We start from the raw sequence: 24,838 nt of genomic DNA, 5'->3' as shown, positions 1-24,838 counted from the left end.
GCGCGATTCGTCAGGACTGTGCCGGCGGCTGGCCCATGGCGCGCAGGAACGCTTGCTGCGAGGCGTGCAGCTGGCCATAACCGAGTTCGCGGTAGACGAGGCCGTGGCGTGGCGCCAGCTCGGCGATGATGCGCGCCAGCGCCGGGTAGTGGCGGTGGTTCCAGGTGGGGAACAGATGGTGCGTCAGGTGCAGATTCAGCCCGCCCAGCCAGTAACCGAGCCAGCGCAGCGCGCGCGGTTGCGGCGTCCAGTCGCAGGCCGTGTAGAACGTGTGCTGATACCAGTCGTGCGGCAGGGTGCCGTCCTGGCCCGGCTGGAAGAACTCCACTTCGGCCCAGTGCGTGCCGAGGATCAGCGCCACCAGCGCGCACGAGGCGAGCATCTGGCCCAGAAAATACGCGCCCAGCACCACGCCCCAGGCTATGCCATGCGGCTGCAGCACCCACATGGGCAGCGCCAGCACCAGCGCCACGTGGCCCAGCTTCCAGCCCAGGAACGACAGCCAGCTGCGCCAGCCCTGCAAGCGGCTGTGCGCGCCCACGGGCGTCTTGCCAAAGCGGTCCAGCCAGTCGCCATACCAGTTCAAATACGGCAGCGACAGGGCCGCCACCACGGGCCAGTACAGGTATTGATAGCGGTACTGGGGCGACCAGCGTTGGAACGGCGTCTGGCGCAAAAACGGATTCGGTTCCGTGTCGAGGTCATAGCCTTCCACGTTGGCATACGTGTGATGGAAGTGCACGTGGCGGATGGTCCAGAAATCCGTGTCCACGCCCACGGGCAAGCCCACCAGGCGGATCAGGATGCGGTTCAGGCGTCCCTGGCGGAAGACGGCGCTGTGGGCCGCATCGTGCAGGGTATTCATGGCCAGCACCATGGCCGCGACCAGGCAGGCGACATAGCTGGCGACAAACGGCCAGGTGCTGTCGGCGTTCAAGGCCAGCGCATACAGCCCCACCGTCAGCGCGGCCAGGAACACGGCTTTCGCATGCAGGCGCAGGTCGCCAAAGCGGTGTTTTCCTTCGCTGGCGAGGTAGGCATCGGCACGCGCGCGCAGTTCGCGGCGGAAGGCCGAATCGCGGGCTGGCTGGAAGCGCAGCGGCGGCAAAGGAGGCACAGGCGTCACGCGCGCGTCCCCGCAGTAGGCGGCCACCACAGGCGGCGCGCGCCATCGAGGCCATGCGCCAGCAGCGCGGCCAAAAACACCATGCCCCACGCATCGCGGGGGCCATACCAGCCCAGATACAGGGCCGGCATGGCCAGCGCGATGGCGACCCAGGCGATGGCGCCCCAGCGCCGCGCATCGGACAGGCCGCCCAGCGCCAGGGTGCCGCCAAAAATCAAGGCGAACAGGATGGCCTGCTGCGCGCCGGCCAGAGCCGCTTCGTGGTTGACGTAATAGATCACCAGGCCAAACAAAATCACGCCGCCGCTACCGATGAACAGTTCGGGCACCTCGAAAGTGCCGCGTGACTGCCAGTGGGGAAAGCGCGCGCGCAGCCACTTGAACAGTTTGCCGTTGCTGGCCAACAGGGGATTATGCGTGGGTGTCATGCCCTTCACGCCATAGCGCATTTCCACGCCATCGAGTTCGGGCTGGAAGCTGCCGAACAGCCTGTCCCACAGCAGCAGGGTGCCACCGAAATTGCGGTTGATGTAGCGCTTGTCGGTGCCATGGTGCACGCGGTGGTGCGAGGGCGTGACCATGAACTTGTCCAGGATGCCGGACTTGTTCACCAGCGCATTGTGGTTATACAACTGCACCGTGTAATGCAGCGACGAGACGACGAGGAAGATTTCCAGCGGCACGCCCAGCACGGCCAGGATGGCGATGAACGGGAAATTCGTCAGCGACGAATACCAGGAATTGCGCACGCCCAGCGACAGGTTGAAATGCTCGCCCTGGTGGTGCACCACGTGCACGGCCCACAGCAAAGGGATTTTGTGGTGCAGCCGGTGCATCCAGTAAAAGCACAGGTCCCAGGCAAAAAAAGCGAACACCCATTGCGCCACCACGGGCCACTGGTCGACGATGTGCAGGTTCACATGGCGCAGCAGCAGGGCAAACGCGGCCACTTCCACGCCGCGGAATACCCACATCAGGATATGGCCGGAATTGAGGTTGAAAATGACGTCCTTCCACGGCACGGGGGTCTTGCGCACCCATTTCAGGATCAGCAGTTCGGCCAGCACGAAGGCCAGCATGACAAGGAAAGACAGGGCAAAGGGGTTCATCATGATGCGGTTTCAGTGGAAATGGCGCGGCGAGCCGTCCAGAATACCTGCATTTTCGCCAACATGCCGCCCGCCACGCCCACGGCCAGGCCGGCGGCCAGGTCGATGCTCACGTGCCGGCGCAGCGCGATGATGGCGTAGCAGATGGCCACGCCCAGCGCCACGGCCAGTGCGGAGCGCAGCAGGTGGCGTTTGTCGCACAAGGCCCACACGCATAATAATGTCAGGGCGCCGTGCAGCGAGGGCAGGCAGTTTTGCGTGGAGTCCGCCGACTGCAGCATGCGCAGCGCCTGCGTGCTCCAGGCACTGCCGTCACCCACGGGCGGATACGCAAGCGTGGTCGGGTACAGCAGGAAGACCACGCCGCAAGCCAGCGCGGAAAGCGCCATGGCGCGCGCCAGCCAGCGCACTCTCGCCGCATCGGCCGCCAGGTAGGCGTACGGGATCAGGATGAAGAAGGACAGATACAGCCAGATGGCGGCGTCCGTGTAGGGAATGGCGCGGTCCAGCGCCGTTTCCGGCAAGAGTACCCCCTGCCCTTGCAGCAGGTCGCTGGAAAAATACACGAGGCCGACGCTGCCCCAGCCGGCCAGCAGGTGCAGCAGGCGGCAAGGTAAAGTCATGGAAGAAGGGTTCATGCGCTCGCAAGGCGCCGGATGCGGCGCCGTTTCATGGTGGGGTCAAAGGGAGGCAGTTCGCCGCTCACCGTCCAGGCCAGGCCGTCGACGGCCACGCCCAGGCCGCGCAGCACCGTTGCCAGGTGCGCCCGCAGGGCGGCCAGGCCGGCGTCGTCGAGGGCCGCATGCAGCTGCAAGGCGCTGTCGCCCTGCTGCACCAGGCGGTAATCGGCGTCCGCCGGCAAGGCTTGCGCGAACGCGCGCGTCAGCACGTCGGCAAACACGGCGACGGGGGCGCCGCCGCGCACGGACGGTAGCAGCAGAAGGTCGTCGCAACGCCCTTCGATGCCATCGATGGCGCGCGTGGCGCGGCCGCACGGGCATGGCGTGGCGCGCGCGATCAAAATATCGTCGAGGCGGTAGCGCACGATGGGCTGCGTCATGCGCGTGAAGTCCGTAATCACGGGTACAAAACGACGTTCTTCAGCGTCGAGCCATTGCGGTTCGATGTGCACGTATTCCTCGTTCAGGTGCAGCACACCGTGCTCGCAGCTGCTGGCAAGAAAACCCTCGGTGGCCTGGTAGATTTCATGCACGGCGCCGAACGCCTGCACGATCAGCGCGCGGTCCTGCGCTTCCAGCACTTCGGCCACCGAGATCACTTTTTTAGGCGCCAGCGCCAGGCTGCCATCGATGACGCGCAAGGCCAGCTGGCGCAGCACCTGGGCCGGCGCGACGATCACGGAAGGTTGATAGCGCGCCAGCTGCGCGCACAGGCTGTCGAACGGTGCGAACAGGTCGTAGAAGGCAAACGTGAGCCACGGCGAGCGCACGGCCGTGTACAGATTGCTGTTCGCGCGCAGGAACAGGGCGACTCTTTCGCCGGAAAACAGGCCGTCGGGCAGCGCCTTGGCCAGCATCACGCCCGCCCATTGGGCCTTTTCGCGGGGGCTGACGGTAAATACGGCGCGCCGCGACGAGGTGCCCGACGACAGGCCCACCGTGATGTCGCCCACGGCGGGCGTAAAGTCGCGGCTATGCTCGGCCGCCATGGCCGCGTCCATCGCCCGCGCCAAGGTGACGCCCTCGGTGTTCATGGCGTCGAAATGCTCGAGCATCAGCGCCTTGTTCATGGTGGGCCACTGTGCCAGCGGCAGCACGCGATAGGGAGCGAAATAGCGGCTGCGCGCGCACAGCACATCGATGAAACGCGCCAGTTGCTCCTGCTGGTAGGCGTCCAGCTGCGCGCGGCTTGTGAAACGCAGGCGGCGCGTGCGCCAGTACGACAGCAACAGCCAGAAAATTCGCTTCACGGGCGGCCCGCCACCGGCAAATAATCGTTGCTGTCTTCATGCGTGATGCGGATCTGCGCATTGCCCGACTGGTGCAACTGGTGCAGCCGCTTCAGGGTGGCGTAATACGGCGCGCGCTTGTGCTGGATGAGGAAGGACAGTTCCGACGGCCCGCGCAGCTGCTGAAAACTTTCCGGCACCCAGGCCGCGTCCGACGCCAGCAAGGTCCAGCCGCCATCCTGCAGCACGAAGGCACCCAGATGACCGACCGCGTGGCCGGGCAAGTCGACGATGTAGATTTCGCCCGTGCCGCTGACGTCGCGCCCGTGCGTGAATGGCAGCAGGGCTGCCGGCAAGGCCGTCTCGGGCACGCTTTCGACGAAATCGAGGCGGTCGGCAATATCATTCGGCAGCAGCTCGGGCACGAAAGCCTGGCGCACGGCGGCCACGCCGGATAATCCCCGCACGGCGTCCCAGCCCGTTTTGGAAGCCATCAGCCGCGCGCCGGGAAAGTCGCGCAGGCCGGCGATATGGTCGGCGTGGAAGTGCGACAGCAGCAGGGTGTGGATGTCGCCGGGCGCCACGCCCTGCGCGCGCAACTGTCCCTGCAGCGATTCATTGTCGTCAAACGAAATCGGCGTCACCCACGCATACAGGCGGTACACGCCTTTCGACGTGGCGGCGCGGAAGTGCTCGGCGTAACCGGTGTCCCACAGGTACAGGCCCGCGCGCGTTTCGATCAGGTAGGCGCGCGAGGGGAAGCAGCGGCTGGCCAGCCCGCTGCCTTTCAAGACCATGCACGAGGGATGGGTGCAATGGCCGACGCGAAACGCAGTGATGCTAGCCATTGCGCTCCTTGCCCACCTTGTGCGCCGCCGCTTCCTGGCGCATCCACTGCGCCGTCAGGGCGATGCCTTCCTGCAGGCTGACGATGGAACGGTAGCCGAGCACCTTGCGCGCCTTGGCGTTATCAAGCGTCATGTCGAAACTGAGCGCGCCGATGCTGTAGGGCGTGAGCGACGGTTCGCGGCGCGTAAAACGCGAAGCGAACTGCATCAGGCGCGCCGCCAGCGCCAGCACGCGATAGGGCACGCTGACGATCTGGAACGGCTGCTGCAGGTGCTCGCAAAACAAGGTACGCAAAATGTCGCACAGGCGCGCCGGTTCGCCATTCGTGATGTTGAAGGCGGCGCCAGACTGCACGGTCTTGTGCACGGTGGCCAGCCACATCGCATGCACGACGTTGTCGACATAGGTAACGTCGATGGTGACCGCGCCGCCGTTGGGCAGCGGCAGCTTGCCGCCGCGCTGTTCCAGCACGCGCGCCAGGCGCGGGATCAGCACCTGGTCGTACGGGCCGAAGATGGCGCGCGGGCGCAGGATCACGCACGTCATGCCGCGATGCCGGTCGACCGACTCCTGCACCAGCTTTTCCGCCATCGCCTTGGAGCGCGCATAGGCGTTGACGAAAGCGTCGGGGCGGAAGGTTTCCGGCACCTCGTAGCGGTTGCGGTAATCGAAATACATGGCCGGCGTGGAGATGTGCACGAAGCGCGCCACGTGCTGGCTGGCGGCCGCGCGCAGCAGCTGGCCCGTGGCCGTGACGTTGGCGGCGATGAAGTCGCGCTCGGCGCCCCAGGGCGAAGACAGCGCGGCGCAGTGCCAGACGGCGTCCATGCCGCGCACCAGCTCGTCGACCTGGCGCGGCGACGCCTGCGCCAGATCGAGCGGCACGAATTGCGCGCCCATGCGCTCCAGTTCGCGGCCCACGGCAGCGTTGCGGCCCGTGGCGCGCACTTCCACGCCCTGCGCCAGCAGGGTGCGCACGGCATTGCGCCCCAAGCCGCCCGTCGCTCCCGTGACCAGTATCCGCCTCATCACACCACCTTCACAGGTCAAGAATCATGCCGCCGATGGTCAGGCCTGCGGCCGTGCCCATCATCAGCAAACGCTGGCCTGCCACGGCCCGCCCCGTCATCACCGCCTCGTGCAGAGCGGTGGGCAAGGAGGCGGCCACCTGGTTGCCGTGCGTTTCAAAGATCTTGATGATTTTAGCATCGGGAACGTCGAGGATGCGCGCCGCATGCGCGAGCCCCAGCGGGCTGGCCTGGTGCGGCACGACCACATCGACTTTCTCCAGGCCGGCGCCCGATTCCTGCATGAGTTCCGCGAGGAAATCCGGCATCACCTTGACGGCCAGGCGGAACACGGCCTTGCCATCCATGCGGAACAGATAATCGCCCGGTTCGCAGCCGTTGCGGGGGTTGCGCTCGGTGCCGCCGCCACGGATTTCGCAATAGCGCCGCCCTTCCGGATACGTGCCCATCTTGTAGGCGCGGATGCCGGCGCTGCCGTCACCGCGCTCGACGATGACGGCGGCGGCGCCGTCGCCAAAGATCATCGACGCTTCCGGCTCGCTCCAGTCGACGCCGCGCGAAGCGAGGTCGGAGGAAACGATGGCGATGCGCCGGTAGGCGCCGCCGGCCAGCATCGAGGCGGCCACGCGGAAAGCGGCCATGAAACTGAGGCAGCTGGCATTGACGTCGAAGCTTTGCGTACCGGGCGGCAAGCCCGCGTGTTCGGCAACGAAGCAGGCCGTGTTCGGCAACGCTTGCTCGGGCACGCCGCAGGCGCAGATCAGCAGATCGATATCGGCCGGACGCAGGCTGGCGTTCTTCAGTGCGTCGAGCAGGGCGGCGGCGCCCAGCTGGCTTTGCGATTCATCGGGCGCGGCGACAAAGCGCGACAGCACGCCGCTCTTGCGCAAGGTGTAACCAGCCGGATGCCCCAATTTCAGGTCCAGGCTGGCGGAGGTGACGCTGTGCGAGGGCACGGCTTTGCCCGTCGCGATCAGGCGAACTGGAATCATGTTTGCCTTTATGTAAATGTAAGTTAAATGCGAAAAAACACGGTTAATGGAGGCCGCTCAATCGAGTACCAGCGGCGGCAGCTTGACGCCGCAACTCTTGCAGAAACTGGCATCGTCATCGAGCCCTTCTTTCAGGCACGTGGGACAGGTACGCGTGGTGACCAGCTTGGAACTGCGCTGTACCGTCATTTCGGCACTGATAATGCCGGTAGGCACTGCCAGGATGCCCCAGCCGAGCAGCATCATCAGTGAAGCGATGGTGCGCCCGATGTCGGTGCGCGGCGTGATATCGCCGAAACCCACCGTGGTCATGGTGCTGATGGCCCAGTATATCGACGTCGGAATACTGCTAAAGCCGTTATCCGGCCCTTCCACGACATACATCACAGTACCCAACAGAAAGACCACCATCATGACAAAAGACAAGAAAATGAGGATCTTGCGCCGGCTGGCCAGCAAGGCCCGCCCCAGCACCGTGTATTCATGCACATACGACGTGAGCTTGAGGATACGGAACATGCGCAGCAGGCGCAAAATGCGCACGTCGATCAGCACGTGCGCGCCCGGCAACAGCAAGCCGATGTAGGTCGGCACGATGGCCAGCAAGTCGATCACGCCGAAAAAACTCTTGGCGTAGCGCACGGGATGCTGCAGGCACGCCAGGCGGGCACAATATTCGATGGTAAACAAAATGGTGAAAAACCATTCCAGCGCCGTCAGCCAGGTGCCATACCGCTCGGCCATGGAGGCGACACTGCTGAGCACAACCACCGTCACGCTGATCAGGATGGCGGCGATCAGCAACAGGTCGAAGGCGCGGCCCGTGCGCGTTTCCGCCTCGAAAATGACGGTGTACACCTGCTCGCGCCAGCCCCGCTCGGGCTTGCCAAATTTTTGCTGCGTTTCCTGTGCCGCCAATTGCTGCGGCGTCAAGGGTGCCGCGCCGCTCTTCGTCGCGGCTTTCATGTGGGTAGTGTGCTCATATATTATTATTGTATAGATAATTTACAAAGCACGGCGACACGCACGATTGCAATAAGGTTTGCGCTACGACAGCTTTTTCGCCAGCAACACGGCATTACGCCGGTCGCGTTCGGCTTGCACGATGTCCGTCGTGCGCGCTTCCGAGATGCCCACCGTGTGCAGCACGGTGGCCGTCAGCTGCAGCGCCGACTCCAGCGCCTCGGGCACGACCAGGGTGGCGCCCGCCTGGATCAGGGCCACCGCATGCGCCTCGTCGCGGGCGCGCGCATACACGGGCAACTGCGGATATTCACGGCGGATCGATTTCACGGCATGCAGCACGGAGGCCGCGTGGTCCATCGTCAGCACCACGGCGGCAGCCCGGTCCGCATTGACTTTTTGCAACAGTTCCGCGCGCGACGCATCGCCGAAATACACGGGGAAACCGCGCGGATGCAGGGTCGTCACCAGGCGCGCATCATTCTCGATCGCCACATACGCGATATCCTGTTCCGTCAGCACCTTGGCCAGCAACTGCCCCACACGGCCAAAACCGGCGATGATGACGGTGCTGCCCTGCGGCGGCGGCGCGCCGTGCGCCAGGTCGGCCAGCTGATGGTGGTGGCGCTTTTCCCACCAGTTGCCGAACGCGCGCGCCGCCTTGGCCAGCGCCGGCGTGGCGAACAGGCTCAGGCCCACCACCAGCATGACGAACTGCGCCACCTGCGGGCCGATCAATTTCGTGCCCAGCGCATACGCGACGACGATGAAGGCGAATTCGCCGCCCTGCCCCAGCAGCACGCCCGTTTCCACGGCGCGCCCCCAGTGAAAGCCGCCGATGCGAAAAATCACGCTGATGACCAGGGTTTTCAGCGCAAACAGGCTCAGCACGGCCAAGGGGATCAAAATTGGCGACTTGAGGATTTCGCGCACGTCGATCTGCATGCCCACCGACATGAAGAACAGACCCATCAGCAAACCTTTGAAGGGCTCGATCGTCACTTCCACTTCGTGGCGAAATTCCGTCTCCGCCAGCAGCAAGCCGGCCAGCAGGGCGCCCAGCGCCATCGACAGGCCCGCCAGATACGTCAATCCCGCGATGCCCAGGGTGCTGAGCAAGGTCAGGGCCATGAACACGTCCGGCTGGCGTTTCTTGACGAAAAACTGGAACAGCGGACGGATCACGCGGCGCCCCAGCAGATAGATCAGCAGGATAGCGCCCGCCGATTTCACGGCCGCAAAGCTGAGCAGATACGCCAGGTCGTCGCTGCGCCCGCTGGCGAACACGTCGATCAGGATGAACAGCGGCACCACCATCAGATCCTGGAACATCAGAATGGAAAAGCCCGCCTGGCCGCTTGGGGTCTGCAGCGAGCGCTGGTCGGTCAGCAGCTGCATCACCACGGCCGTGGACGACAGCGACAGCACCAGCCCCAGCACGATGGACGCTTCCAGCGACAGGCCGAAGTAATACGCGACGCCGCCGATCAGGCAGGCGCTGACGGCCACCTGCCCCACGCCCGCGCCGAATACCCAGCGCCGCAGCGCCCACAGCCGTTCCGTCGACAGTTCCAGGCCGATCATGAACATCAAAAACATCACGCCCAGCTCGGCCAGTCCGCTGACCTGCTCGGCACGCACGAACGAGAAATACGTCAGCCACGTGAAATCGCCGGCCCACAGGCCGAAGCCGAACGGGCCGAACAGGCAGCCGACGGCCAGGAAGCCGAGCACCTGGTTGACTTTCAGGCGTTGCAATAGCGGAATAAAAATCCCGGCCAGGGCGAGAAACAGCAGGGTTTCCCGCAAATACGGTAAGGCGTGTTGCTCTTCCAAAATAGTCCTAACTAAATATCATTCTTGCTGAATTGGTAGTGTCGCATGCTGGGCCACGGCGAAGCAGACCCACACGCGATATTTTTTCCTAAGAGCAACACATCCGTTCTCTATTTCGGCGGCGCCAGCATATCGGCACGGGGGCGGTCCCAGCCCGGCACGTAGGCGGGACAAGGGCGGCTGCGGAACTGCTGCAGTTCCACGGTGGTGAAATTGGGCAGCATGCCGGGATTGAAGCGCACGTCCGTCAGCTTGTCCGCATGCAAGCGGGGCATGCGGGCAAAGCGGAACCAGGCGTCGACATAGCAATTGTCCGCCTGCAAGGTGCGCAAGGCGGCCAAGCTACCTGCCGCCTGCGCGGAGACGGCGATGCCGGGCGCCAGTTGCTGTTCCCGCTTGCCCGTCTCGGCCAGCCCGGCCGGGCAGGCGGCGGGCGCCAGCGAGGCGGGCAGCAGGCTCAGGGTGCCGCGCCGCAGGGTGTACACGTCTGTCTTGCTGTCGAGCGACACATAGATCCAGCACAATGGATTGCTGGGAAACGCCGTCATCGCCACATCCCACACGCGCGTGCCGGGGTCGAGCCGCTGCACGGCCGCCTCGATGCGCGTACGGCCGATAGCCGAGGCCACGCCCTGCGTGCCGATGAAGGTGGCCGCCAGCGCGAAGGCCAGCAGCAACGCTCCCCGTCCCCGCTCGCCGGCCCGCCCTTGCAGCACGGCCAGCACCACGCCCAGCCCCAGCAGAACCGCCAGCGAAGCCGGCGCCAGGTAGGTTTTATAAGTGAAGAAGCACAAAGCCGCCGCCAGCGCGGCCAGCAGCACGCTTTTGACGATGCCGTAGCGCAAGGACATGATCACGGGCACGCCCAGCAGCACCCAGAACATGGGTTCGACAATGAAGACCATGTCGCCATACAGCCAGCGGCTGTCAAATGGATAAAACGGGTGCAAGCCATAGGAATTGAGGAAATCCATGCCCATGTGCAAGCAGAATCCCAGCAGCAGACAGGCCGCCAGGCCGATGCGGGCGGGCACGCTTTCCTTCAGCAGCCGGCGCGCGCCGGGCCATAGCAGCCACAGCAGGGCCAGCAACAGCAGCGCCTGCGGCAAGGCCAGCAGCAAGGTATGCGTATGGCCACGGTGGTGCAGCATGTAGCCGAACGGACGCGGTAGCAGCTTGGTCAGCACCAGGTCCAGGTCGGGCGCGTTGCTGGCAAACCAGGCCGTAAACAGAAACAGCGCACGCCGGGTGCGCTGGGCGGGGGCTTGCGGCTCGGGCGGCAGGCTGCGATGTAGCAGTTCACCGACCCCGAGGCCGATGACCGAATGCGTAATATTATCCATCGGGCAATTTTACAGGATGCGGCCACCCCAAGAGCAAAGGCTGGGGTCGTACCCTCAGGGTACGACCCCGGATTCTGCCATTGGGTTTGTTCAATCAAGCGGTTACAGTGCCTGTAAATCTTCCCCGCGCATGCCCACCAGCAAGGCGCGACCATCGGGCAGCACGCGGAACTCGCCATAGCGGGCCTTTTCCCAGCGCGCCGCCTCGCCCTCCTTGAAGAACCAGGCATCGCTGACCAGCACCCAGTTGCCACCCTTCGGCGTCAGTTCGAGCAGGAATTCGCCGGGTGCCAGCACCTCTTTGGTGTACGGGCGCAGCAGTTCTGCCACGCCGCGCGCATCGCGCCTGGCCACCACGAGGGGCCGGCCCGGCGCCCTGTCCACGCTGGCCAGGGTGCTCAGGACGCCGAGGCCCTGGAAATTGAGGCGCATGTAATCGCCCTGCATCAGCGAACGGGGATCGACGGGCGCCAGTTCCACGAACACAGGCTCGCCCTTGGCAATCAATTGCTCCTTTTGCCAGATGCCACCGTTGGCGACCAGCAACACCAGCAGCAAGCCGCCCAGCACGCCCAGGCGCACGGCGCGATGTTCGGCCGCCACGCCCGCCGGTTTGCTTTCCACCAGATGCAGCACGGCGCCGCGCGTAGCCAGCCACGACAATGCGCACAGCACGGCGCCGGCCACGGCCAGCAGCGCCGCCTTGCTGGCCAGCGGCCAGGCCAGCTGGTAATAAAAGCTGCCGATGATCCACGCCGCCGCCAGCGCGGCCGCCACGGCCACGCGCAAACGCGCGCTCGTCACACAATACGCGAGGATCAGCAGCACGGGACCGAGCGCCGGCATGAACCACGCCAGCACGACCAGCACCAGCGCCACGCCGATGGCGGGCAACTGGCGCAATGCCGGCCAGCGCCATCCCGTCCAGGCAGCGGCGGCCGTGGCCAGCACGAGCGAGACGCCATTCAAGGCCTGTGCATACCAGGCGCCGGCCTGGTGCCGGCTCACTTCGCGCGCCACCTCGCCCGTGAAGCCGCCACCCAGCGCACCGCCCAGCATGAAGGTCATGCCGGACCAGAAGACCAGTCCCAGCAAGATGGCCAATACCCACCCGGTCGACAGCGACTCCAAGAAGGCGGCGACGGGTGCGCCGCGGCCATCGTTGAAGGCCTGCTTCTGCAGCCAGTGGGCGGCCAGCCAGAGTGCCAGGGCCAGCATCCAGGCCAGATATAGTTGCGTGGGATCGTTCTCGAAAATCCAGTCGCGCGTGCTATCGATGATGCCCAGCGCCAGCAAACCGCAGGCGACCAGTCCCAGCAGCACGCGCAGCCAGTCGCGCGGCAAGGCGGCGGCCACCACCAGGCATGCCAGGCACAGCAGCAGCGATGCCGTCTGCGTGGAGCAATCGCGGAACAGGGCATAACCGAGCAAGCTGCCGCCCACCAGCAGGCAGGGCACGGCCAGCTGCTCGACAAACAGCGCCACGCCGCGCATGCGGATCAGCAGCACGGCCACCACCAGCACGATGGCGGCCACGATATACGCGCCGGGACCGTGGCGCACGATGCTTTCCAGGCCTGCGCCCAGCGCCAGGACCAGGGGGATGGCGGCCAGCCAGGCGCCGAAGGCCGTCATCAGCACCAGCGGCCACGGCCGGACATCCTGCACGGGCCGGCTGGCGTTGGGCGGCAACAAACCGGCGCGCGTGGCGTCGTCGATCAGGGCGGCGAGCGCATCGTCGCGCTGAGTGTTGATATTGCTCATGGTGCCTCCTGGCGCGTGCGCCACAAAATGCCTTGCACGGTCAGCGCCAGCAGCACGGCAGCGACCAGGCCCAGCATCACCAGCCTGCCGACGCCATCGCCATTGCCACCGCCATTGAACAGCATGTATCCCAGCCCCCACACCAGCAAGGTGTTGACGCCCAACGAGACGGCACTCAGGCCGAACACATCAAAGTAGCGGCGCGTGGCCAGCAGGACGCCGGCGACAGCCAGCAAGCCCAGCCCGGCCCAGTACGGCGATTCGACCTCGCTGCCGAACAGGGCGCTGACAGCCGTGCCCGTGATGAGGATGGTGGCCAGCACCAGGCCAAGGCGCAAGGCCCAGTTGCCCGCGCCCGTCCAGCGCGCCAGCAGGGGCGAGACAAACGCACAGGCCAGCAGCACGGCCAGCCAGCCGCTGACGAAAATGCTCAGATCGGCCGAATTGATGCGCCAGCTGTGGTGCGCATGCGCCTGCATCCACAGGGCGGCGGCCGTCGAAAAAATCAGCATCCACGGCGTCCACAGCACGTCGCTGCGCGCGACAAAACACAGGGGCAAGGCCAGCGCGGCCCACAGGGCGAACAATTGCCAGGGATCGGCGCCCGTCTGGTACGTCTGGCCGAAATACGCGAACAGGCCGCCGATGGCCAGCAAGGCCATCAGCAACAGCGGTATGCGCGCCTTGGGTACGGCGAAGGCGCCCACGCAGGCGGCGGCCAATACGCCTTGCAGCAGGGCAAAGCGGCCCATGCGACCCAGGTCTTCCCAGTTGGCGGCCACCCAGCAGATCAGGCCCATGCCCAGCAAGGCGGCACCCAGCACGGCCACGCCGCGCGGCAGCCAGTAGGCCAGGCGCGCCGGTTCACGCTGGAAGCCGGCCACGTCCTGCAACTGCCGGGTTTGTTGGGCATCGAGCGCATGGGCCGAGGCGAGTTGGTACACGGCGAGGCGTAAATCCATCGTCTGCTTTCTTTGTCAGGAAATAGGGGGAGTCAGGTCAGCGCTCGACGCTCACGCCGCGCCAGAAGGCGACGTGGCCGGCAATTTGCTTGGCGGCATCCTTGGGCTGGGGGTAATACCAGGCGGCGTTGGCATTCGTCTGGCCATCGACGACGACATCGTAATAGCTGGCCGTGCCCTTCCACGGGCAGATGCTGGTGTGACTGCTGGGACGCAGGTACTCCTGCGTCACCTTGGACAAAGGAAAATATATATTGTTTTCAACGACTTGCACCTGCGCATCGGTCGCTTGCGCGATGACGGCGCCATTCCAGCTGGCTGTTGGCATTTGACTATCCTCCTTCTGCGCCGAGTGTAGCGCAAAAAGTCTGCCATGGCGCGCGCCATTGGCGCCTGGCTTAAGCGCCGCTGATGATCTGGCGCAAGGCTTGCTCAAACACTTCAGGAGGCTGGCCGCCGGAAATCAGGTGGCGCTCGTTGATGATGACGGCAGGCACCGAGTTGATGCCGTTCTGCTGGTAGAACCGCTCCTGCGCGCGCACTTCGTCCGCATAGGCATCGGAGGCCAATACCTCGGCCGCTTGCACGGTATCGAGACCGACGTCGCCCGCGACTTTCAGCAGTACCTCGTGCGAGGACGGATTCTGGCCCTGCGTGAAGTAGGCATCGAACAGCGCCATCTTGAGTGCCTTCTGGCGCCCTTCGATCCCGGCCCAATGCAGCAGCCGGTGCGCATCGAACGTGTTGTAGATGCGGCCGCGCTTGTCCATGGCGAAAGTAAAGCCCAGCTGCTCGCCGCGCGCGCGGATCGCTTCGCGCGATTGCGCCATCTGTTCCGGGGTGGAACCGTATTTGCGGGCGATATGTTCGCCGATATCCTCGCCTTCAACCGGCATGTTGGCGTTCAGCTCGAAGGGCTGGAAGTGGATCTCGGCCTGGACGGTGCCGTCCAGCTTGTCCAAGGCTTGCTCCAGCGATTTCAGGCCGATCACGCACCAGGGGCAGGAAACGTCGGAAACGAAGTCGATACGGAGGGGAACGGGTGTGGCGGGAGTGGAACTCATGGTGGGCAGCCTTTGCGCGAGTCGGTGGCGGCCGCACCGCGCGGCGCCGCAAGCACAGCATATGCGTGCGGGCCGCGGGAAATCAAGCGCCTACTTTTTCTTGACGGGCGCCTTGGCCGCATCCTTCTTGCCGCCGATCTTGCTTTCCTTGCCAGAGAGCAAGTTCGCGATGTTCTGGCTGTGGCGGTAAGCCAGCAGCACGCTCATGACGATGACAGCCAGCAAGATAGGATCGACGCCGAACAGCAAGCCATAGTAAAACGGCGCGAACAGGGCCGCCACCAGCGCTGCCAGCGAGGAATAGCGAAACGCGTAGGCGATGATCAGCCATGTGGCGAGGGTCGCCAGGCCCAGCCAGGGATTAATCCCCAGCAACACACCGAGGGCCGTGGCCACGCCCTTGCCGCCGACGAAGCGGAAGAACACGGGCCACAAATGGCCGAGGAAGACGGCGATGGCCACCAGCGCCACGGCCGTGTCGCCCACGCCCAGGGCCGTAGCAAAATGGTCGGCCAGGAACACGGCCAGCCAGCCCTTGGCGCCATCGCCCAGCAGCGTCATGACGGCCGCGCCCTTGTTGCCGCTGCGCAGCACGTTGGTGGCGCCCGGATTTTTCGAGCCATAGGTGCGCGGATCGGCAATGCCGAAGACCTTGCTCATCACCACGGCAAACGATATCGAGCCGAGCAAGTAAGCGGCCACTGTCATTGCCACGGTTGTGATTACTGGATTCATTTCTTCCCTTTATTATGTTTATTGCACCAGCGTCGAGGCTGGCGCAGCAGAATATACACCATGCTCCATGCCCCGCAACAGGCTTTGGACGATTTCCTTAATCCTGCAGCGCGCACTGCACCGGCTTGGCCTTGAGCAAATCCATGAGCACCTGCGGCGCCAGCGAGACGAGAAAACCGCGCCGCCCGCCATTGATGTAGATGCGCGGCAAGTCCAGGATGGATTGCTCCACGTACACGGGCATGGCCTTCTTCGTGCCGAACGGCGAGGTGCCGCCGATCATGTAGCCGGAATGACGCTGCGCCACTTCGGGCTTGCACGGCTCGACGGACTTGCAGCCGATGCCACGCGCCAAATTCTTGGTCGACACCTTGCAATCGCCATGCATGAGCACGATCAGCGGCTTGGCCGCCTCGTCCTGCATCACCAGGGTCTTGATCACCGCGTGCTCGGGCACCCCCAGCTCGCGCGCCGAGACGCTGGTGCCGCCGTGTTCTTCATACGGATACGGGTGTTCTTCAAAGGAAACGTGATGCTTGCGCAGCAGCTGCGTCGCCTGGGTTTCGGAAATATGCTCTTTTTTAGCCATGCGTGATACGCTGATCGTTCAGTGAGGAGTGCTAATTATGCAGCAAGAAATCCGCTTTGCCACATTCAATGTCTGCAACCTTGCCCCCGCCGGGGCGAAATTGTATGACAACCTGGACCCATTGAGCCCGGCGCAATACGAAGCCAAGGCGGAATGGACGGCGCGGCAGATCGACCTGCTCGACGCCGACGTGATCGGCTTCCAGGAAATTTTCTCGCAAGCGGCCTTGCGCGACGTGCTGTCGCGCACGCGCCATTACCGCGCAGCCGCCCTGGCCGGCCACGATGCGATGGACGCCGCCGGACGCATGCTGCCCACCGTGGCGCTCGTGTCGCGCCTGCCGCTGGCCGGCGCCGGAGTTGCCTGGACGAATTTCCCGGCCGGCGTGAGCGTGTCCGCCGATGACAATGTCTGCCGCTTCGCCCGCGCACCGCTGCACGTGCAGGTCATCTTGCCTGGCGGACAACTCACGGACGTGGTCGTGGTGCACTTGAAATCGCGCCGGCCCGACTACCGCCACGGCGACGGCAACGATGCCATCGCCTACGCACTGGCCAACCTGCGCTCGCTGCAGCGGCGCGGCGCGGAAGCGGTGGCCCTGCGCGTGCTGGCATGCGAACTGGGCCACAGCAGCCGTCCCCGCATCGTGCTGGGCGACTTCAACGATATCGCCAATGCCGTCACCACGTCCATCGTCATGGGCGCGGGCGCACCGTGCGAACCAGGCATGGAAATGCGAGAACGCCTGTATGACGCCAACGCCATCGCCCTGCGCCAGGATGCGGCGCGCCACGCGGGCTACACGAATATCCACGACAGCGCCTACATGACGATCGACCATATCCTCGTGTCCGAGCATTTCCATCCCGCCTCGCCGCGCGCCATCGGCGTGCTGCAGGACGTGACTTATCTCAACGACCATTTGCTGCTGGGCCTGCCATATGCGTCCGACCATGGCCAGGTGCTGGCGCGCATCAAGCTGCTGGGAAACATTACCTAGTTCAATAACTTCGCCAGAACACTGCCCGCGACTTGCGCGCTGGCATAGCGCCCCTGGTATTGCTGGCAGCCCTGTGCCCGCAGATACGCCAGTTGCTGCGCCGTTTCCACGCCTTCGGCAATCACCGTCAATTGCAGCTCGCGCGCCATGGCGATGATGGTGGCGGCGACCATCGTGTCGGCTTCGCCTGCCGTGCCATCCGCCGCGGCGGGCAGGAAGGATGGGTCGATCTTGAGTTTATCCACCGGGTAATGGCGCAGATTGGCCAGGCGCGAATAGCCGGTGCCGAAATCGTCGATGGCCAGCCTGGCGCCCAGCGCGCGCAGCTGCGCCAGCACGCCGGCCAGGCGCGCGCCGCCCTTCATCAGCAAGGACTCCGTCACTTCCAGTTCCAGGCAGGCGGCGGGCAAACCCGACACGGCCAGCGCCTCTTGTACGCTGAGTAATAAATTATTGTGCAGGCATTGCGCCGGCGACAGGTTCACGGCCACGCGCCAGGCCTGGCCCGCATCGTGCCAGGCGCGCGCGCGTCGGCAAGCTTGCTGCAGCACCCAGTTGCCAATCGACACCATCAAGCCGCACTCCTCGGCCACGGCGATGAAGCGCTCGGGCGGCAGCACGCCCAGTTGCGGGTGGCGCCAGCGCAACAGCGCTTCGGCACCGACGATTTGCCCGCTAGCAACATCGAGCGCGGGCTGGAACTCCAGCACGAATTCATCGCGACCCAGCGCGGCGCGCAAGCCCTGCTCCAGGCTGGCCCGCTCGATGATTTGCGCATTCATCTCGGCATTGAAAAACTGGAAATTGTTACGCCCGCCTTCCTTGGCATGGTACATGGCGATATCGGCGTTGTGCACGAGGGCCTCGATGCTGTCGCCATCGCTGGGAAAGATGGCCACGCCGATCGAGGTCGATACCTGCAGTTCGTATTCGCCCAGCTGATAGGGCTGCGTGACGGCATGCAGCAGGCTCGACGCCACATGGGCCACCTGGTCGATGCCGCCCACCTCGGCCAGGATGATGACGAACTCGTCGCCGCCATGCCGGCTGACCGTGTCGACGCCGCGCACGCAGCGCACCAGGCGCCGCGCCACTTCCTTGAGCAGCAAATCGCCCACATGGTGGCCCATGCTGTCATTGATGTGCTTGAAATGGTCGAGGTCCAGGTACAGGATGGCCAGCATGCTCAGCTTGCGCCGCGCGGCCGCCAGCGCCAGCGACAGCCGGTCCAGCAGCAGCACCCGGTTGGGCAAGTCGGTCAGGAAATCGTGCTCGGCCAGGTGGCGCGTGTGCTCCTCGTTTTTCTTGCGCTCGCTGATATCGTTGAGGATGGCCAGGTAATTGCTCAATTGCCCCTGGCTGTCGCGGATGGCCGTCAGCGACAGCCAGGCCGGGTAGCGCCCGCCCGCCTTGCGCTGGCCCGTGATATCGCCTTGCCAATAGCCGTTGGCCTCGACTTCGTCCCACACGTGGTCAAAAAACGCCGGCGCCTCCGGCTCCACGCCGTGCTGGACGAAAGGCTTGCCCAGCATGTCGTCCAGGCTGTAGCCGCTGATTTCGCTGTACGCGGGATTCATGCTGACGACGCGCTGCTGCGGGTCCATCACGACGATGGCCACACTGGCATGCTCGATGACCTGTACCGACAAATACAGGGCCCGCTCGGCCAGTTTGCGCGAGGAAATATCGCGGATCACGGCGTAAAACAGATAGGTGTGGTCGAGCGTGACGGAAGTGAGCAGCACTTCGCCCCAGAACAGCTGGCCCGCGCACGTCTGATAGCGCCAGTCGTAGCGGCAGTTGCCGTCGGCGTGGGCCTGTGCCGCCAGCTGCGTGCCGCGCAACGACGACAATTCGCCATCGGGCTGGCGCAGCGGCGAAAAATCGCTGAGGCGGCGCCCCAGCAGCCGTGGCCGGTCTTCACATTGAAACAGGGTAATGGCGGCCGGATTCGCTTCGGCGATGTACTCGTCGCGCAGCAATACGATGGCGTCGGCGGACTTGTCGTACAGCTGGCGGAAATTGTCGCCCATCAGCAGCAAGGCACCCTGCGCGGCGCCATCCTGGCCGCTGGCCGTGATGTCGACATCGATGCACACCACTTGCCGCACACGTCCGGACTGCATGACGGGAAACACGGTGGAACAGATGCAGCGCGGCGCGGCCCCGTCGGCGTCCAGCTTCCACAAGCGCATGCCGCGCGCCTTGCCGCTCTCCCACACGGCGGCCAGTTCGCCGGCGACATCCTCGGCCAGGCTGGCGGCATCCGGCAGCGAAGCGGCCACCCTGGCCCACGGCTGGCCCAGCGCCAGCTCGGCCGCCACGCCATACAGGCGCGCCGCGCCAGCGCTCCAGTAGCGCACGATGCCGTCGCGGTCGATGCCACGCACGGCCAGGCCAGGCGCCTGTTCGACGGCGGCAACAATGATGGACAGCAAGTCCAAGGCCTTGCCAGCCGGCCCCGCCTGCGGTTCGGCAGCGGCAAGCAAACGGCCCGGCGACGGCGCGGCTCCGACAATCCGATCAGACATCAGGCCCCCGTGGCGCGGCCGCGCGGCAACCGGCGGGCGTGTGGCCTGTCCGGTGGCGCAACCATCCCGACCATTCTTGCGCGCCGGCGAATCGGCTTCTTGAGGAGGCGCAAGCATCGTGACGTGCGCGGCGGGCATGCTTACTGTGGTCTCCGGTCGCCGTTTTTTGCATTCCAGCCCCGATTTTGTGCAATCTGTCGCATGGCGATGGCGGCCGGACTTGAATCTTCCTAAAGTGGCAACATGCGTATCGCCGTGAACGGCCGCAGCGGCAGGCGTGCTGCCTGCGGCCGCCACGGCGATGCGCTACCCGAATTCCCTCCCGGCCAGCGACAGGCCGGGTCCGCACCGAGACCTGGCGCCGAGCCCCTGCGCCGCTCCTGACTAAAAAACCTATGAAAAACGAGACCCTGCCCCCCGCCTCTCCCCTTGCCGCCACGCGCCGCCGGCGCTGGCGCACCCCCGTGCTGATCCTCGTCGTACTGGGTCTGGCCGGGGGCGGATGGACCGTCATGCAATCGAAGCAACAGGCGGCCAAGGCTGCCGAATTGCAAGCGAGCAAGAAAAAGGAGCAGGCAAAGTCCCCCGTGCATGAACTGGCGCAGGGCGACGTGGCCGCCATCGATGCGCGCGCGCTGACCATCAGCCTGCCCCTGTCCGGCTCGCTGGCGCCCGTGACCCAGGCCACCATCAAGGCCAAGGTCTCGGGCGTGATCCAGGAAACGACCTTGCAGGAAGGCCAGCAAGTGGCCAACGGGCAAATCCTCGTGCGCCTGGATGCGGCCGACCTGCGCGCCCGCCTGACGCAGCAGCAAGCCATGCTGGACGAAGCGCAGGCGCGCCTGTCCATGGCGGCCAAGAACGAGGCGAACAGCCAGGCCCTGCTCAAGCAAAAATACATTTCGCAAACGGCCTACGACACGACGCAAAACTCGGTCGACCTGGCGCGCGCCAACGTCAAGTCCGCCGCCGCCATGGTCGATATCGCCCGCATCGCGCTGGCCGACACGGTGATCCGCGCACCGATGGCCGGCATCGTCAGCAAGCGCCACCTGCAGGCCGGCGAAAAAGTCTCGCCCGACATGCCCGTCTACACCATCGTCAACCTGGCCCAGCTGACCCTGGAAGCGCCCGTGCCCAGCGCGGAGATTCCCCGCATCAAGCTGGGCCAGGACGTGCACTTCAAGGTCGACGGCTTCGGCGCGCGCGACTTTGCCGGCAAGGTCACGCGCATCAACCCCACCACCGAGAGCGGCTCGCGCGCCATGCTGGTCTACATCGCCGTCGACAATGGCGATGGCGCGCTGCGCGGTGGCATGTTCGCCAAGGGCAGCATCGTCACCGAGCGATCAATCGTGGCGCCGCTGGTGCCGTTGACGGCCGTGCGCAATGAAAAGCAGGGCCCCGTCGTGTACGCGCTGGTGAACAACAAGGTGGTCGCCCAGCCCGTCACGCTGGGACTGCGCAACGAGGATGAAGGCTATGCGGAAGTCAAATCCGGCCTGGTGCCGGGCGCCAAAGTCATCATCGCCAGGCTCGATGGCGTGAAACCTGGCCACAGCGTGACCTTCGCCGCGCCCGCCACCGCACCCGCCCCAGCGGCACCGGCGGCCGTGCTGGCACGGAAGGACTGAGCCATGTGGATGACCAAAGTCAGTATTCAAAACCCCGTCTTCGCCACCATGGTCATGGTGGCGCTGGTGGTGCTCGGTATATTTTCCTACCGGGGCCTGGGCGTGGAGAGCATGCCCAGCGTGCAGTTCCCGTTCGCCGCCATTGAAGTGAACTACCCGGGCGCCTCGCCGGAAGCGGTGGAAAACGACATCACGCGCCCCATCGAGGACGCCGTCAACACCGTCAGCGGCATCAAGACCATCCGCGCCAACTCGTGGGAAGGGCGCGCCGGCGTCTATCTGGAATTCGAGCTGTCGACCAACATGGACAAGGCCATGCAGGACTTGCGCGACAAGGTGGCGCTGGTGCGCCCGCGCTTCCCGAAGGAAGCCAAGGACCCGTTCATCGCGCGCGCCGAAGGCGACAACGAACGCCCCATCGCCACCATCGTGCTCACATCCACCGGGCATGACCTGCGCTCGCTGTCGACCATGACGGAGCAGATCATCAGCAAGCGCTTCCAGGGCGTGGCCGGCGTGGGACAAGTCAAGCTGCGCGGCCTGCGCGCGCGCCAGATCCTCATCAGCATGAAGCCGATCGAGCTCAATGCCCAGGGCATCGGCGTCGATGAAGTCATCCGCGCCATCCAGGCGACGAATACCAATTTGCCGGCCGGCTCGATCAGCCATGGCGCGGCCGAACAGCTGGTGCGCGTGGAAGGCAAGATCAAGGATGCGCGCGAATTCGGCAAGATCATCGTCGCGCGCCGCGCCGTCGGCCCCGTCTACCTGGACCAGGTGGCCACCGTGGTCGACGGCGAGCAGGAAGAACTGTCGATTTCGCGCATGAACGGCCAGCAAGCCGTGACCATGGAAATCACCAAGGTGCAGGACGCCAACGTGGTCGAAGTGGGCACCGGCATCCTGAAAGTGGCGGCGGACCTGCAAAAGACGCTGCCGCCCGATATCAAGCTGCGCGTGCTCGACGACGAATCGGAACGCGTGCAAAGCCAGCTCGATAACGTCAAGCGCACCATCATCGAAGGCGCCGTGCTGACCATGGTGATCGTCTTCCTGTTCCTGCACTCGTGGCGCTCGACCATCATCACGGGCTTGACCCTGCCGATCTCCGTGCTGGCCAGCTTCATCGCCATGAAGGCGTTTGGTTTTACGCTGAACTTTTTGACCCTGATGGCGCTGTCCTTGTGCATCGGCCTGTTGATCGATGACGCCATCGTGGTGCGCGAAAACATCGTGCGCCACCTGGGCATGGGCAAGAGCCACTACCAGGCGGCCAACGACGGCACCAATGAAATCGGCCTCGCCGTGATGGCCACCACGTTCGCCATCGTCGCCGTGTTCGTGCCCGTCGCCTTCATGGACGGCATCATCGGCCGCTTCTTCCTGCAGTTCGGCATCACCGTGGCCGTCGCCGTGCTCGTCTCCCTGTTCGTCAGCTTCACGCTCGACCCCATGCTGTCGTCCGTCTGGCGCGACCCCGTCAAGGACCGCTTCAAGTACGCGCCGTGGCTGGGCCGCTTCATGGCCTGGATCGAGACGGGCATCGACCGCCTGCACGTCTGGTATGGCAAGGTACTGGGCATTGCCCTGCGCTGGCGCAAGACGACCTTGGCCACGGCCTTCGCCCTGTTCGCGGGCAGCCTGATGCTCGTGCCGATGATCGGCGGCGAGATGTTCCCCGAGACGGACCAGGGCTGGGTCAACCTGCGCTTCAAGACGCCCGTCGGCTCCAGCCTCGAATACACGGACAGCAAAGTGCGCCAGATCGAAACGGCCTTGAAAGAATTTCCCGAGATCGACAGCCTGGTGGCCAATATCGGCACGCCCGATGGACGCAACGCGGCCGAAGTGAACCTGAAGCTGACGGACATCAAGACGCACAAGCGCCGCTCGCAGCAGGAACTGGAAAAACTGATCCGCGAACGCCTGGCGCCGATTGCCGGCATTACCCTGTCGGTCGGCAACCGCCCCATCTTCATCGCCATCCTCGGCACGGACGAAGGCAAGCTCGATACGGTGGCACACCGCCTGATGGACAAGATGCGCACCATCAAGGGCCTGGCCGACATGGAGTACAGCCAGGAAGGCGCCAATCCGTCGACCACCGTGAAGATCAACAATGAGCTGGCCAGCGACCTGGGTTTATCGGTGCAGCAGATCGGCAATGCCCTGCGGCCGTTCGTGGCGGGCGACACGGTCAGCCACTGGCTGGCGTCCGACGGGCAAAACTATGACGTCAACGTGCAGCTGCCCAAGTCAGGCCGGCAAAAGGTGGCCGACCTGGCCGACCTGTCGCTGGCGTCCAGCAAGTTTGACGCGAACGGCAAGCCCATCATGATTCCGCTGCGCCAGGTGGTCGAATTCGTGCCCTCGTCCAGCCCGCAAGTGCTGAAACGCCAGGCCTTGCAGCGCCGCGTCGCCATCTATGCGGGCGTGCAGGGCCGCCCTGCCGGCGACGTCGACGCCGACGTGCAGAAAGCCATGAAATCCATCGACCTGCCACCGGGCGTGCGCTTCGACGTGGCCGGCAATGCGCAGCAGATGGCCGAAACCATGGGCGGCGCGATGATGGCGCTGGGGATCGCCGTGATCTTCATCTACCTGGTGCTGGCGTCGCAGTTCGGCAGCTTTTTGCAGCCGATCGCCATCATGGTGTCGTTGCCGCTCTCCTTGATCGGCGTGCTGCTGGCCCTCCTCATGACGGGCAGCACCCTGAACATTTTCTCCGTGATCGGCTTCATCATGCTCATGGGCCTGGTCACCAAGAATGCGATTTTGCTGGTGGACTTCACCAACCAGCGCCAGCGCGAAGGCCTGGGGCAGTTTGAAGCGCTGATGGAAGCGGGGCAAGTGCGCTTGCGCCCCATCCTGATGACGACCCTGGCGATGGTCTTCGGCATGCTGCCGATGGCCATCGGCATGGGCGACGGCGGTGAATCGCAGGCGCCCATGGGCCGCGCCGTCATCGGCGGCGTCATCACCTCGACGCTATTGACGCTGGTGGTGGTGCCCGTCGCCTACACCTACCTCGACAGCCTGGGCAAGCGCGCCGCGCGCTTTTTCGGTGGCGGCGAGCATGCCCATGCCGACGCTGACCAGGCACCCGCAGCCCATTAAGTTTCCACCGGTCGCCTTCACCGTCCCCGCATTGGCGGGGACGACGCGGCGGCTTCCTGAAGAGAGCTTCAGTTGACCAAAGCGGCCCCACTGGCTAGACTGTCCCCCGTTATCAATGATATGGAGTGACTCGTGGGTGCTTGTTCCAGTGACAGTAGTCGATTGACCATCGGCGATCGGCCTTAGGCAAGACGCGCGCATTCCGCCCGCCCTGCCCTCGGCAAGGTGCGGTTTTACCAGCGGCGATGTCCATTCGCCGCCACTTCCCTCCTCATCGTTCCACCGTT

General features: G+C 64.9%; 20 protein-coding genes and 2 pseudogenes. 3 read left to right on the top strand and 19 right to left on the bottom strand.

Annotated features, from left to right (window positions below):
* Positions 1-10 precede the first annotated feature (10 nt).
* The 18 genes and pseudogenes from K0F86_RS02990 to ybaK all read right to left on the bottom strand — a co-directional run bounded on the left by K0F86_RS02990 (position 11) and on the right by ybaK (position 16,269).
* A complete protein-coding gene (locus K0F86_RS02990; protein ID WP_257571957.1) occupies positions 11-1,126 on the bottom strand; it encodes an acyl-CoA desaturase in 1,116 nt (371 codons plus the stop codon).
* Positions 1,123-2,238, bottom strand: a complete 1,116-nt coding sequence (locus tag K0F86_RS02985) for a sterol desaturase family protein (RefSeq protein ID WP_219132850.1) — start codon at positions 2,236-2,238, stop codon at positions 1,123-1,125. Before K0F86_RS02985 ends, K0F86_RS02990 begins: the two co-directional genes overlap by 4 nt.
* Positions 2,235-2,873, bottom strand: a complete 639-nt coding sequence (locus tag K0F86_RS02980; RefSeq protein ID WP_219132849.1) for a phosphatase PAP2 family protein — start codon at positions 2,871-2,873, stop codon at positions 2,235-2,237. The genes K0F86_RS02985 and K0F86_RS02980 overlap by 4 nt, the downstream gene beginning before the upstream one ends.
* Positions 2,870-4,165, bottom strand: a complete 1,296-nt coding sequence (locus tag K0F86_RS02975) for a F390 synthetase-related protein (protein WP_219132848.1) — start codon at positions 4,163-4,165, stop codon at positions 2,870-2,872. Before K0F86_RS02975 ends, K0F86_RS02980 begins: the two co-directional genes overlap by 4 nt.
* Positions 4,162-4,992 (bottom strand): MBL fold metallo-hydrolase, encoded by an 831-nt coding sequence (locus K0F86_RS02970; RefSeq protein WP_219132847.1) that lies wholly within the window; start codon positions 4,990-4,992, stop codon positions 4,162-4,164. The genes K0F86_RS02975 and K0F86_RS02970 overlap by 4 nt, the downstream gene beginning before the upstream one ends.
* Positions 4,985-6,022, bottom strand: a complete 1,038-nt coding sequence (locus K0F86_RS02965; RefSeq protein ID WP_219132846.1) for an NAD(P)-dependent oxidoreductase — start codon at positions 6,020-6,022, stop codon at positions 4,985-4,987. The genes K0F86_RS02970 and K0F86_RS02965 overlap by 8 nt, the downstream gene beginning before the upstream one ends.
* 10 nt (positions 6,023-6,032) lie before the next feature.
* A pseudogene (locus tag K0F86_RS27910) lies at positions 6,033-6,290 on the bottom strand (3-oxoacyl-[acyl-carrier-protein] synthase III C-terminal domain-containing protein); the annotation flags it as partial.
* A complete protein-coding gene (locus tag K0F86_RS27905; protein ID WP_374197259.1) occupies positions 6,196-6,441 on the bottom strand; it encodes a hypothetical protein in 246 nt (81 codons plus the stop codon). The gene K0F86_RS27905 and the pseudogene K0F86_RS27910, both read right to left, overlap by 95 nt.
* A gap of 29 nt (positions 6,442-6,470) precedes the next feature.
* Positions 6,471-7,013, bottom strand: a pseudogene (locus K0F86_RS27900) (ketoacyl-ACP synthase III); the annotation flags it as partial.
* Between the two features lie 57 nt (positions 7,014-7,070).
* A complete protein-coding gene (locus tag K0F86_RS02955) occupies positions 7,071-7,979 on the bottom strand; it encodes an ion transporter (protein WP_219132844.1) in 909 nt (302 codons plus the stop codon).
* 81 nt (positions 7,980-8,060) lie between these two features.
* Complete coding sequence (locus K0F86_RS02950; RefSeq protein ID WP_219132843.1) at positions 8,061-9,812, bottom strand: cation:proton antiporter; 1,752 nt, start codon at positions 9,810-9,812, stop codon at positions 8,061-8,063.
* Between the two features lie 110 nt (positions 9,813-9,922).
* Positions 9,923-11,155 (bottom strand): metal-dependent hydrolase, encoded by a 1,233-nt coding sequence (locus tag K0F86_RS02945; protein ID WP_219132842.1) that lies wholly within the window; start codon positions 11,153-11,155, stop codon positions 9,923-9,925.
* 102 nt (positions 11,156-11,257) lie between these two features.
* Positions 11,258-12,919 carry a GDYXXLXY domain-containing protein gene (locus tag K0F86_RS02940; protein ID WP_219132841.1) on the bottom strand — a complete coding sequence of 554 codons (1,662 nt, stop codon included), beginning with the start codon at positions 12,917-12,919 and terminating at the stop codon, positions 11,258-11,260.
* A complete protein-coding gene (locus K0F86_RS02935) occupies positions 12,916-13,881 on the bottom strand; it encodes a DUF2157 domain-containing protein (protein WP_219132840.1) in 966 nt (321 codons plus the stop codon). Before K0F86_RS02935 ends, K0F86_RS02940 begins: the two co-directional genes overlap by 4 nt.
* A gap of 37 nt (positions 13,882-13,918) precedes the next feature.
* Positions 13,919-14,209, bottom strand: a complete 291-nt coding sequence (locus K0F86_RS02930) for a DUF427 domain-containing protein (protein ID WP_219132839.1) — start codon at positions 14,207-14,209, stop codon at positions 13,919-13,921.
* A gap of 70 nt (positions 14,210-14,279) precedes the next feature.
* Positions 14,280-14,945 carry a DsbA family oxidoreductase gene (locus K0F86_RS02925; protein WP_219132838.1) on the bottom strand — a complete coding sequence of 222 codons (666 nt, stop codon included), beginning with the start codon at positions 14,943-14,945 and terminating at the stop codon, positions 14,280-14,282.
* 90 nt (positions 14,946-15,035) lie between these two features.
* Entirely contained in the window at positions 15,036-15,680 is a 645-nt protein-coding gene (plsY, locus tag K0F86_RS02920) for a glycerol-3-phosphate 1-O-acyltransferase PlsY (protein WP_257571956.1), read from the bottom strand.
* A gap of 97 nt (positions 15,681-15,777) precedes the next feature.
* Positions 15,778-16,269: a Cys-tRNA(Pro) deacylase gene (gene ybaK / locus K0F86_RS02915; RefSeq protein ID WP_219132837.1), complete on the bottom strand. Its 492-nt coding sequence runs from the start codon at positions 16,267-16,269 to the stop codon at positions 15,778-15,780.
* Positions 16,270-16,306: 37 nt separating this feature from the next.
* Between ybaK and K0F86_RS02910 the strand changes: the two genes are divergently transcribed.
* A complete protein-coding gene (locus K0F86_RS02910; protein ID WP_219132836.1) occupies positions 16,307-17,269 on the top strand; it encodes an endonuclease/exonuclease/phosphatase family protein in 963 nt (320 codons plus the stop codon).
* Here the strand turns inward: K0F86_RS02910 and K0F86_RS02905 are convergent.
* A complete protein-coding gene (locus tag K0F86_RS02905) occupies positions 17,266-19,800 on the bottom strand; it encodes an EAL domain-containing protein (protein ID WP_219132835.1) in 2,535 nt (844 codons plus the stop codon). The genes K0F86_RS02910 and K0F86_RS02905 overlap by 4 nt on opposite strands.
* Before the next feature lie 395 nt (positions 19,801-20,195).
* Between K0F86_RS02905 and K0F86_RS02900 the strand changes: the two genes are divergently transcribed.
* Positions 20,196-21,434 carry an efflux RND transporter periplasmic adaptor subunit gene (locus K0F86_RS02900; protein ID WP_219132834.1) on the top strand — a complete coding sequence of 413 codons (1,239 nt, stop codon included), beginning with the start codon at positions 20,196-20,198 and terminating at the stop codon, positions 21,432-21,434.
* Positions 21,435-21,437: 3 nt separating this feature from the next.
* Positions 21,438-24,551 (top strand): efflux RND transporter permease subunit, encoded by a 3,114-nt coding sequence (locus tag K0F86_RS02895; protein WP_219132833.1) that lies wholly within the window; start codon positions 21,438-21,440, stop codon positions 24,549-24,551.
* Positions 24,552-24,838 lie beyond the last annotated feature (287 nt).

The organism is Janthinobacterium sp. UMAB-60 (genome assembly GCF_900095235.1).
Classification (GTDB): Bacteria; Pseudomonadota; Gammaproteobacteria; order Burkholderiales; family Burkholderiaceae_D; genus Janthinobacterium.
The sequence above is the reverse complement of the archived record's forward strand: the minus strand, read 5'-3'. Positions and strand labels throughout refer to the sequence as shown.

What these genes read in the sequence shown, in the direction of transcription:
- K0F86_RS02985 (WP_219132850.1), bottom strand. Translation starts at nt 2,238, where the DNA reads ATGATGAACCCCTTTGCCCTGTCTTTCCTTGTCATGCTGGCCTTCGTG.
- ybaK (WP_219132837.1), bottom strand. Translation starts at nt 16,269, where the DNA reads ATGGCTAAAAAAGAGCATATTTCCGAAACCCAGGCGACGCAGCTGCTG.
- K0F86_RS02900 (WP_219132834.1), top strand. Translation starts at nt 20,196, where the DNA reads ATGAAAAACGAGACCCTGCCCCCCGCCTCTCCCCTTGCCGCCACGCGC.
- K0F86_RS02910 (WP_219132836.1), top strand. Translation starts at nt 16,307, where the DNA reads ATGCAGCAAGAAATCCGCTTTGCCACATTCAATGTCTGCAACCTTGCC.
- K0F86_RS02945 (WP_219132842.1), bottom strand. Translation starts at nt 11,155, where the DNA reads ATGGATAATATTACGCATTCGGTCATCGGCCTCGGGGTCGGTGAACTG.
- K0F86_RS02970 (WP_219132847.1), bottom strand. Translation starts at nt 4,992, where the DNA reads ATGGCTAGCATCACTGCGTTTCGCGTCGGCCATTGCACCCATCCCTCG.
- K0F86_RS02955 (WP_219132844.1), bottom strand. Translation starts at nt 7,979, where the DNA reads ATGAAAGCCGCGACGAAGAGCGGCGCGGCACCCTTGACGCCGCAGCAA.
- K0F86_RS02905 (WP_219132835.1), bottom strand. Translation starts at nt 19,800, where the DNA reads ATGTCTGATCGGATTGTCGGAGCCGCGCCGTCGCCGGGCCGTTTGCTT.
- K0F86_RS02925 (WP_219132838.1), bottom strand. Translation starts at nt 14,945, where the DNA reads ATGAGTTCCACTCCCGCCACACCCGTTCCCCTCCGTATCGACTTCGTT.
- K0F86_RS02940 (WP_219132841.1), bottom strand. Translation starts at nt 12,919, where the DNA reads ATGAGCAATATCAACACTCAGCGCGACGATGCGCTCGCCGCCCTGATC.
- plsY (WP_257571956.1), bottom strand. Translation starts at nt 15,680, where the DNA reads ATGAATCCAGTAATCACAACCGTGGCAATGACAGTGGCCGCTTACTTG.
- K0F86_RS02965 (WP_219132846.1), bottom strand. Translation starts at nt 6,022, where the DNA reads ATGAGGCGGATACTGGTCACGGGAGCGACGGGCGGCTTGGGGCGCAAT.
- K0F86_RS02930 (WP_219132839.1), bottom strand. Translation starts at nt 14,209, where the DNA reads ATGCCAACAGCCAGCTGGAATGGCGCCGTCATCGCGCAAGCGACCGAT.
- K0F86_RS02895 (WP_219132833.1), top strand. Translation starts at nt 21,438, where the DNA reads ATGTGGATGACCAAAGTCAGTATTCAAAACCCCGTCTTCGCCACCATG.
- K0F86_RS02980 (WP_219132849.1), bottom strand. Translation starts at nt 2,873, where the DNA reads ATGAACCCTTCTTCCATGACTTTACCTTGCCGCCTGCTGCACCTGCTG.
- K0F86_RS02935 (WP_219132840.1), bottom strand. Translation starts at nt 13,881, where the DNA reads ATGGATTTACGCCTCGCCGTGTACCAACTCGCCTCGGCCCATGCGCTC.